The organism is Asticcacaulis sp. (genome assembly GCF_020217185.1).
GTDB lineage: Bacteria > Pseudomonadota > Alphaproteobacteria > Caulobacterales > Caulobacteraceae > Asticcacaulis.
Window position 1 is genome coordinate 1 of the sequence record NZ_JAIWNX010000100.1, and the last position, 10,000, is coordinate 10,000.

7 protein-coding genes are annotated in these 10,000 nt (G+C 62.2%); 1 reads left to right on the forward strand and 6 read right to left on the reverse strand.

The genetic code is table 11. From position 1 onward, the window contains the following. Nucleotides 1–892, forward strand: an 892-nt coding sequence (locus tag LDL37_RS04980; protein WP_290795174.1) for an ROK family protein, incomplete at its 5' end; no start/stop codon positions are given. On the opposite strand, the gene LDL37_RS04985 is transcribed toward LDL37_RS04980, so the two are convergent. The 6 genes from LDL37_RS04985 to LDL37_RS05010 all read right to left on the reverse strand — a co-directional run. Beyond that, entirely contained in the window at nucleotides 893–1,402 is a 510-nt protein-coding gene (locus LDL37_RS04985) for a hypothetical protein (RefSeq protein ID WP_290795176.1), read from the reverse strand. A 128-nt stretch (nucleotides 1,403–1,530) separates the two neighbouring features. Further along, the gene (locus LDL37_RS04990) at nucleotides 1,531–2,997 is read right to left on the reverse strand and encodes a carboxylesterase family protein (RefSeq protein WP_290795178.1); all 1,467 of its coding nucleotides are present in this window, start codon (nucleotides 2,995–2,997) and stop codon (nucleotides 1,531–1,533) included. 15 nt (nucleotides 2,998–3,012) lie between these two features. Continuing rightward, complete coding sequence (locus LDL37_RS04995; protein ID WP_290795179.1) at nucleotides 3,013–3,936, reverse strand: ROK family protein; 924 nt, start codon at nucleotides 3,934–3,936, stop codon at nucleotides 3,013–3,015. A gap of 91 nt (nucleotides 3,937–4,027) precedes the next feature. Further along, a complete protein-coding gene (locus LDL37_RS05000; protein ID WP_290795181.1) occupies nucleotides 4,028–5,377 on the reverse strand; it encodes a sugar MFS transporter in 1,350 nt (449 codons plus the stop codon). 280 nt (nucleotides 5,378–5,657) lie between these two features. Continuing rightward, nucleotides 5,658–7,181, reverse strand: coding sequence for a tryptophan halogenase family protein (locus LDL37_RS05005; RefSeq protein WP_290795183.1), 1,524 nt, complete (start codon nucleotides 7,179–7,181; stop codon nucleotides 5,658–5,660). Between the two features lie 88 nt (nucleotides 7,182–7,269). Beyond that, nucleotides 7,270–10,000: TonB-dependent receptor (locus LDL37_RS05010; protein ID WP_290795186.1), on the reverse strand; the 2,731-nt coding region annotated here is incomplete at its 5' end.

Sequence of the window (10,000 nt, forward strand, 5' to 3'; positions counted from 1 at the left end):
CACCGTCGTCGCTCTGGATTTCGTGGGTCAGGTGCGCTTTCGCATCAGCCGCGAAGTCCATTTCGCCATGCCTGACGAAGTGCGCGCCTTCGTGGCCGAAACGCTGAACACCCTGCGCCGCAAACGCCTGATCGACTTTGATCGTCTGATCGGCATGGGCATCGGGATGCCGGACGATCTGGGGCGGGTGCCCCTGCCCAATCGTCCGGACGCCTATGGGGTGTGGTCTGAAATCGACGTACCGGCTCTCTTCGCCGGCCTGATCGACGCCCCGGCGGTCGTGGAAAACGATGCCGCGGCGGCGGCCATTGGCGAGATGCAGTTCGGCCACGGCCTGCAATCGCGCTCCTTTATCTATACGCTGATTTCCGCCGGTCTGGGCGGCGGTATGGTCATCAATGGCCACTATTTTCGCGGCGCGGATGGGCGGTCAGGCGAAATCGGCTTCCTGCCCATCCCCGGCGAAGCGGAGACAGAACGGACGCTTCAGGACGCGGTGTCCCTCTACGCCCTCTATGCCCGTCTGACCGCGCACGGCTTCGCGGCCAGCGTCCCCGCCGATCTCGAAGACCTGTCACCGCAGGCGCAAAGCGTCGTCGATGCGTGGCTGGATGAAGCCGCGCAACACCTCTATATGCCGTTTCTGACGCTCAACTGCGCCCTGAACCCGGAGGCGCACTACATTGGCGGACGGATGCCAGCCGCCATCATTGACGGCCTGTGCGACCGGCTGAACGCGCTCTATGCGCGCCTGTCCGACCGTCGCCTGCCGCCCATTGCGCCTGTGCGCCGCGCCGCTCTGGCCATCGACGCCTGCGCCTGCGGGGCGGGCATCCTGCCGTTCAATGAGCGCTTCCTGCCGATCCGGGAAGCGCTCATGAAGTCGGCTTAATTACTGCAAGATCACAAAATTGACGTAGAAGGGCTCAAGCGACTCCGCCGAAGCGTTGCGCAGTTCGATAGTGTCAAACTGCCCGTCCTTCACCTTGAGGTCCTTCAGCGGCACGTCATAGCGCACCCATTTGCCTTTCAGCCCTTTCAGCGTCACCTGGCTCTCATAGGCCTTTTCGCCCAGCCGCAGACGCAGTGACACCTCCTGCTTGCCCTTGGGGCCACCATGCACCAGAAGCGTAAGGGTCTTGAAATCCGGGCCGTTCAGCTTCTGCCAGGTCTGAAAGGTGAAAACGTTCCAGGCGGCCATGGTGATTTCCACCGGCTTCTGATCTTCAAGTGGCACGGCCGGCGTCTGCTTGGCCCATCCGCCAATCCACCAGCCTTCCTTTATCCCATCGGCATAGGCGAGCATGGGGCCTTTCTGGGCGCGTGCCACACCGGCGGCCATAAGCGCCAGCCCACTCGCCAGTCCTGCGGTCAAAAAGCCTTTGCGTGTCAGTTCTTTCATGGTGTCCTCCTCGATACGCCGGGTGTTCCGGTCTGGTATGAGCGCCTTTCGCAAGGCGCTTTAAATGAGAGCAAAATTTCGGTTCATTTTGACCGAAAGCCGCTCAGGGTACGCATACTGAAATCGATTTAAGGCCTGTCAAGCCATCCGCACACGGGCCCGCGCACATGCGTCGCCACCTGTGGCCCGGTCGCCATAAGGCGCAGACTATTGGCTTCGGCGCCATAGACCGGCCAGTCGGCCCCGGGGGTGCCATCGCGGGCAAAGCGGACCCAGCGCGCCCCCAGCTCCGGCCAGCCCGGCCCCTCCCCCGGCGGCGGGCGGTTGAAAACAAAAATCAGTTCAGAGCCATGATGCACCGGCTGATCCGCCGGGCGATTGACCTCAAGCTGATAGAGCCACACCTGCCCGCCCTTCGCCGTGCGTTGCCGCGCCAGCCAGTCGGCCGGACAGCGGAAGCTGAGGTCGGTAGCCAGCGTCAGATCGGGCGGCCCCAGAACCGGGTCCGATTGGCGATAATATCGGGCTGCGGCTCTGGCACGCGGGCCAAAGGCGGCTTTCAGTTGGCTTTTCACGGTGCCATGCAGGCCCAGTTCGCGCGCCGATACGCCGATAATCACCGGAATATCCGCCCCTTCACCGGCGCGGAGCACCGCTTGTGGAGCACGCGGCAAAACCTTGCCGTCCACGGTCGGCTGAAGCCAGATAAAGCTGTCGTCGTCGATAGGCGCATCCAGCCGGTCGGCCGCCGCCTGCACGGCGCGGGCATCGGCCCGGCGCAGATCGGCCAGCGCCGCCGCGCTGTCGGGCTTTGCACCGCTGAAACCCCTGGCCAAAGTGGTCCCCAGCGCTTCGTTCTGCGTCAGGGTGCGCGCCGGCAGACCAAATTGCGGTGTGCCCGATTGCAGAATGGCTTTATGAAACAGCCCCTTCGCAGCGGGTGCCGCCAGCAGCAGCCCGACATCCTGTGCGCCGGCGCTGTGTCCGAACAGGGTGACATTGTGAGGATCGCCGCCAAAGGCCGCAATGTGGTCGCGCACCCATGTCAGGGCGGCGATCTGATCCATCAGGGCGTAGTTGCCCGACGCCCCGCCCTGTTCGGCACTGAGGGCCGGATGCGACAGGAAGCCAAACACCCCCAGACGATACTGGATCGACACCAGTACCACACCCTGCGACGGCAGGGCCGAATGGATCGTGCCTGCGCCATCCCCGGCGCGATTGGCCCCGCCATGAATAAAGACCATGACCGGCAGGGGCTTGACCGGCCTCAACTCCGGCGTGGCAACTTCCAGATAGAGGCAGTCTTCCGAAGCACCCTGCGCGGCCTTTTCGTTCCAGCCATAGGAGACCTGTGCACAGGCGGGCGCGCTCTCAGTGGCGTCACGCACACCCGGCCACGCCTGCGGCGGACGCGGCGCAGTCCAGCGCGCTTCGGCGACGGGCGGCGCGGCAAAGGGGATGGCCTTGAAGCGGCTGACACCCTCCTGCGTCTGGCCGCGCAGATCGCCTTGCGGCAGATGGACAATCGGGGCTTCCTGCGCCCGAACAGGCGTCGCCAGTAACAGGCCCAAGGCGAACATTATCCGTTTCATGCCCGCCTCGTCCGTTTAGCCTTGTTTCCACAGATAGGCGGCACCGCGCACGCCCGACGAATCGCCCCAGCGCGCCGGCGCCAGTTTGGCGTCCCAGCCGTCGGAAAAGACATAGGGCCGGATCAGGCCCGGCAGGGCGTCATAGATTTCCGGCACATTGGACAGGCCTCCGCCGAAAACGAAGACGTCCGGATCGAGAATATTGACGATGGCCGCCATGCCGCGCCCCAGTCGCGACAGCAGGGCCTCAAAGGCCGCTTTGGCTTCGGCATCGCCGCTGCGCATGGCGGTGATGATCTCTTCGCCCTTCAGGTCGCGGCCCGTCGTCTGCTGAAAATCGCGCGCAAAGCCCGTGCCTGAGACCCAGGTTTCGAGGCAGCCGTGCTGACCGCACCAGCATTTGGGACCGGGATATTCGGCGGGTTGCGGCCACGGCAGGGGCATGTGGCCCCATTCGCCGGCAATGCCATTGGCCCCGTTGACCAGTTGCCCGTTGACCACCAAACCGCCGCCGCAGCCCGTACCGACGATGATGGCAAAGACGCTGGACGCCCCGGCGGCGGCCCCGTCAATCGCTTCGGACAGGGCGAGGCAGTTGGCATCATTGGCCAGACGCACCGGACGGCCCAGAGTGACCTCAAGGTCTTCGCGGAAGGTGCGGCCGTTCAGATAAAGAGAATTGGAATTGCGCATCAGGCCGCTGCGCGGCGATACGGAACCGGGCGAGCCAATGCCGATACTAGAAGGCGCAACGGCCAGATCAGGATGGGTCTGACGGGCTTCGGCTTCGACCCGCGCGATCAGGTTTTTGACCAGACGCAGGGCCGCGTCATAATCGCCGGGATTGGGCTCACGCCAGCGGGCCAGAACGTCTCCGCGGTCGGACAAGGCCGCCGCCTCGATCTTGGTGCCGCCAAAATCCACGCCAATATATAGCATACGCCCGTCTCCCGGAGTGTCTCAGCCGGGGTCTTTTATGGTTGAAGAAACCGGGCGGTTCGCCCCCGTGACGAACCGCCCGGCAGCAGGGTTAGTGCCCGCCCGACACGCCTTCTTCGATGGCGTGCGTCGGTGCCTTGCGGCAGGCGAACGAGAACCACAGAACATAGACGTAGCAGAGGAGCGGTGCGATGAAGCCCATCGACATGGAGCCGGTCATTTCCTGAATCTTGGCGAACGCCAGCGGCAGAACCGCGCCACCGGCAATAGCCATGCACAGCAGGCCCGACGTGGCCGAGGTCGGTGCGGTCGAACGCTGCAGGGTCAGGGTGAAGATGGTCGGGAACATGATCGAGTTGAACAGGCCGATCAGCAGGGCCGCGAAAGCCGGGATCAGACCGGTGGTCACCGGCACGCTGGTCAGGATCACATTGACTATGCCGGTCGGCTCAGACGGCACCATGTCCTTGGTGAAGATAACGACCAGCGACAGGGCGATAGCGCCAATGGCCACGAGCGTCAGCATGACGTAGTCGCGCACGACCTTCAGCAGGGCCGAACCAGCGAAACGGCCAATCATGGCGAACAGCATGTAGAAGGTGGTCAGGTGACCGGCCGACTGCGCTTCGAGGTTCAGGATATTGGCCTGTTCGAGGAACAACAGAAGGTTAAGCGAGATAGCGACTTCGGCACCGACGTAAAGGAAGATACCGATGGAGCCGAGGTTGGCCCATTTCGAGGTCAGGGCGGTAAACGGCGAAACCAGCTGGCCGGTCTTGGGGGCCGCTGCGGTGATCTTTTCGCGGACCATGAAGATCAGGGCGATAAAGATGACCAGAGCCACGCCTATGGCCATATAGACGTTGGTCACAAAGCCCAGCGCTTCTTCTTTCATCAGTTCGGTGATGACCACGTCCTTCTTAAAGATGTCACCGTTCAGCAGGAACGAGGCACCGAAGAAAAGGCCGCAGGCCGCGCCCAGTGAGTTGAAGGATTGCGACAAGTTCAGGCGAAAGGCCGAATCTTCGGGCTTACCCATCGAGGCGATCAGCGGGTTGGCCGCCACCTGAAGCAGGGTCACGCCCGACGCCATGGTGAACAGGGCCACCAGGAACACGGTGTAGATATGCAGCTTGGCCGCCGCGATGGCGATAAAGCATCCCGCTGCGATGCCACCCAGACCCACCATGACCGACTTGGCGTAACCAAAGCGCGACAGGAAGGCCGCCGACGGCAGGGACATAACGAAATAGGCGATGAAGAAGGCGAAGCCGGTCAGCATGGCCTGAACGGGCGTCAGGGTGAAGACGGTCTTCATGGTCTTCACGAGCGGATCGAGCAGATTGGTCACCACAGCCCAGATAAAGAAGAGCGTGGTCACATAGACGACGGCTAGCGCGAGACCGCTGCCGCCTTTGGCGGTGCTGGATGATTCAGACATATACCCCTACCTGTAGGTTGCGAGTGACTTTTCACAGACGTTTTTTAGGCCCGCACCGATTAAATAAATCAAATATCAAAAATCCAGCAAATCCGGACTTTTGCAATCGAAAAATTTAACGGCGGCGATCAAACTGCCATTTACCAACAATTTCTTTCATTTGCACGTCAAATTGTCAGACAAGATAACGGCATTATTATCCACAGCTTTGACAGCGATGTCATTACTACGCAATCAGGCAAAAGCGCCAGACGCTTCTGCGCTCAGGCGTATTTTTGGCTCACAATTCGGCCGCAGCGGCGGGCGCAGACGCACAATGCTGCGCAATAAAATCCGCATGGAGGGGCAGTTGCCGCACCACCTGCGCGATGGCGTCGCGCCGCTGCGTCATCAGGGCGCGCACGCCCTCCAGCGGCAACCGCCGGGCCAGAGGGTCAGCAAAGCGCGACCGTAGCCCCTGCCCGTTCATCACGGCGATCCAGCTCGGTTCGGCAAAATGGTCCCAGTCGTAGCTGACCACGTCGCCGCGCGCGCTGAACAGCTCGATCTTGTGCGCCAGCGTGTCGGGAATCGGCATGTCGGCGCAATACCGCCACAGCGGCTCGGACCGTGTATTGAGCTTATAATGCAGGATGATGAAGTCGCGCACCCGCTCGTAGGAGAGGCCCATCTGACGGTTATATTCGCGCCGAAGCACCGCCTCGGCCTGTCGCGAGGGGAACAGTTCCAGAAACTGCGCAATGCCGCTCTGGATCAGGTTGATCGAGGTCGATTCCAGCGGCTCCAAGAAGCCGGACGACAGGCCCACGGCGACGCAGTTCTTCGTCCACGGCTGCGGACGGCGACCCGTGGTGAAGCGGATCAGCATGGGGTCTTTCAAAGCCGGCCCCTCAAGATGGCGCAGCAGCACGTCGCGCGCCGTTTCTTCATCCATGAAGGCCGAGGCGAAGACGTGGCCATTGCCGGTGCGGTGCTGCAAGGGAATGCGCCATTGCCAGCCCGCCGCATGGGCTGTCGAGGTCGTATAGGGCGTAATCCCTGCCCCGGCATGACGCGCGGTCGGCACGGCCCAGGCGCGATCCGCCGGCAGCCAGTGGGACCAGTCCTCGAACCCGGCCTTCAGCGCCCCCTCGATCAGCAGCCCGCGAAAGCCGGTGCAGTCGATGAAAAAGTCCGCCGCCTCGCTCGTGCCGTTGTCGAGCCTCAGCGCCTCGATGAAGCCGTCTGCCGGGCGCACCTGCACGGCGTCGATTTTGGCATTGATCCGCTGCACGCCCTGCGCCTCGCAATGGCGGCGCAAAAAGCGCGCAAATAGCCCGGCATCGAAATGATAGGCATAGGCGTAATCGTGCATGGGTGAACGCGGGTCGGGATTGGGCGGAAAGAACTTTCCCGCCTTCGCCAGCGCTGCCGGTAAGGACCAGGCCTCCAGCGGTGTTTCGTCACCGGCTTCACGCAACAACCGCCACAGCTGATAGGGGCGCACGGCCTCATGTACCGCGCCGAAATCGCCGAAGCCGTGGAAATAGAGGCTGTCGGGCGCGCCCCATCCGGCGAATTCGATACCCAGCTTGAAGCTGGCCTCGGTCGCCCGGATGAAATCGAGTTCGTTGATCCCCACGTGCTCCAGAAATTTGCGGATCGGCGGAATGGTCGCTTCGCCCACCCCTACCGTGCCGATGTCTTCGGATTCGATCAGCACCAGCTCGACCGTGCGGCCCAGCCCCTTGCGCAGCGCCGCCGCACACATCCAGCCCGCCGTGCCGCCCCCGGCGATGATAATGCGGCGAATGGCGTCGCTCATCCTGTCTGCCTCGTTGATTTTTGGTACCCTCATTAAAAAGGCTCCCCCGCAGAACGGGAGAGCCTACAGATTTAACAGTTGGTCTATTTTAGAAGCTGGCGCGCAGGATCAGGGCCACGCGGCGGTCGGTCTTGGTCGCCGAATAGTACTGCGTCTCCAGCGGCTTGGCCACGTCGGACGACACGCGGGTATAGGCGATGTCGCGGCCGATATTGGTCGCCTGAAGCCCGACCTTGACCTTGGGCGTCAGGCTGTAGAAGACCGAGCCGTCCCATTGGCCGTAATCGCCCGCCCACATCGGACGGTTCACATTGGCCGCCGAGGTGGTGTAGAGGTATTCGGAGCGCCAGTTATAGGCCATGCGCGCTGAGATACCGTACTTTTCATACAGCAGGGCAAAGTTATAGCTGTCCGGTGACATGCCCTCCAGCGGCAGGCCGCTGATGCTGGCATTGGTTACCTGATTGCCGTCGGTGACGCTGGCCACCGGGTTGCGGCCACCCGACGAGTCGATCTTGGTGTAGTTGGCCTGAATACCGAAGCCCGACCAGAAGCCCGGCAGGAAGTCATAGAACTGGTTATAGGCGATTTCAAAGCCCGACACCTCGCCCTTTTCCGAGCCATTGACGTAGCGGTTGACGTTAAACGTCATGGTCGCGCCGTTATTGGTATAGGTTTCCGGCGTGCTTTGCACATAGATGTAGTTGCTCAGATCCTTTTTGAACAAGGCGAGCGTCAGGCTGCTGGTCGGGGCGAAATACCACTCCGCCGTCAGGTCGTACTGATTGGCCTCGACCGGCTTCAGGAACGGATTGCCGCCCTGCCCCGTCGGGTTGAGCGTGAAATCGCCCGTGGACTGACCCGTCGAAAGCGTGGTGTAGCCGCTCAGCCACGACATGTCCGGACGCACAATGGCCTTCGACGCCGCAAAGCGGAACTGAAGCTCCGGCGAATATTTGAAGCGCAGGTTCAGGCTGGGCATCACGTCGGTATATTCATTGGTGCCGCCGAAGGCGACGCCGCTCAGGGCCGTGGCCTTGAAGCGGCGGGCGTTTTCAAAGGCCGCACAGCGTTCCGCCGTCACGGCTCCCGACGGCACGCAGGCCGGACCGAAATTGGCGTCGGCGGCCGAAACCACTGCCCCTGCCGTTTCGACCTCGGTCTTCACGACGCGCACGCCGATATTGCCGTCCCAGCTCTGACCAAAGCCGCTGAGGTCGCCGCCCATACGCAGCAGGCCATAGGCCGCCGTCGTCTTTTCGCTCTGGTTATTGATGCCTTCCGGCCCGATGGCATCAAGGCTGATCGGCGCCCAGCCCCAACCGGCGTTCTGAACCGCATGCAGTTCGTTATACATGCCCTGCGGAGACTTCACGAGGTCAGCCGAGGGGAACCAGATATTGCCGGGGACGGGAGTCTGACCGCCCATGAAGCCGTCAAACGTCACCAGCTCCGACAGGCCGGGCAGGCGTGGATTGGCCGGAACCGAACCGAAGCCGCCGGTCTGGTCCAGATAGACCGCGCCGGTGCCGCCGCCTGAGCCCCAGTACTGGTGGCTGAGATAGCCCCAGTTCCAGGTCGATTGCCGGGTCTGATAGTCACGATCGGTGGCACGCGCCCCGAACTTGAAGCTTTTCAGCCAGCCATTGTCGTCGAACTCGTACTGACCATCGATGCGCGCCGAATACTGCTTGGCCTCATTCTTTTCGACGTGGTCCATAGCCGCTGCCCAATAATAGTTGGACTTGTTGGCCGTGTCTGAGGTCAGCATGCGGATCGTCGGAAGCTCACCATTCATGTCGATCGAAACGACGGTCTTGTCCGAAGCCGCACAGGCATCCGTCGTGACGCGCTTGGCGCAATACTGGATGAAGGCCGTGTTCGACAGGATGTCGGCGGTGGACTTCACATATTGCAGGTCGCCGGTCAGGGTCAGCTTGTCATTGACGTACCAGCGGGCATTGAGGCTGACGTCTTCGGTTTCCTTGACGTCGTCGCCATAGCGGGTGTTGGCGGTGATGCCCGCGCCATAGACGGTGCCCGAAACGAATTCGCCCTGGCTGTTGTACTTATAGGTCGCCATCGACTGAGCCGAGGTCAGTTCGCCGGAGTCGTTATAGAAGCCGGTATTGTATTCGACGTTCTTGGGTGTTGCCTTGGACTTGAAGGCCTGAAGGCTGAATTCCAGCGCGTCGTTCGGACGCCATTGCAGGGCGATGGCCCCGGCCTGACGGTTCTGCTCCCAGTCGATGATGCGCCAGCCGAGCGTATTGGGGATGTAGCGCGCCGCGCTGCCCGTACCGACCTGATTATAGCGGTCAACGCCGATGACGTGGGTTTCATTGCCGGAGTCGGCATTGGAATAGTTGATCAGCAGGCCGACCTCACCGATCGAGGTCTTCCAGCGGTCGGAATACAGAACGCTGATCGAATTCTGGCGCTTCTCCTGCAAGTCGCCATAGGTCGAATCGAAGGTGCCTGCCAGCACGCGACCGCGCGAGTCGAAGGGCTGACGTGTGCGCAGATTGACGGTGCCGCCAATGCCGCCTTCGATCATATCCGCCGACGGGTTCTTATACACATCGACCCCGGCCAGCAGGTCCGCCGACACGTCCTCGAAACTTAAGGAGCGGCCATTGGCGGCCGAGAAGATGTCGCGACCATTGGTTTCAGAGCGCACCCAGGTCAGGCCGCGGATCACCACGCCGCCGCCTTCGGCGGTCATGCGGATGGGGTCACGCGCCGCGGAGGTGCGCTGGATCTGGATACCGGAGATGCGTTGCAGCGCTTCGGCCACCGAACGGTCCGGCAGGGCGCCG

Excerpts from the sequence above, each read along its gene's own strand:
- LDL37_RS04985 (WP_290795176.1), bottom strand. The coding sequence starts at position 1,402 with ATGAAAGAACTGACACGCAAAGGCTTTTTGACCGCAGGACTGGCGAGT.
- LDL37_RS04990 (WP_290795178.1), bottom strand. The coding sequence starts at position 2,997 with ATGAAACGGATAATGTTCGCCTTGGGCCTGTTACTGGCGACGCCTGTT.
- LDL37_RS05000 (WP_290795181.1), bottom strand. The coding sequence starts at position 5,377 with ATGTCTGAATCATCCAGCACCGCCAAAGGCGGCAGCGGTCTCGCGCTA.
- LDL37_RS05005 (WP_290795183.1), bottom strand. The coding sequence starts at position 7,181 with ATGAGCGACGCCATTCGCCGCATTATCATCGCCGGGGGCGGCACGGCG.
- LDL37_RS04995 (WP_290795179.1), bottom strand. The coding sequence starts at position 3,936 with ATGCTATATATTGGCGTGGATTTTGGCGGCACCAAGATCGAGGCGGCG.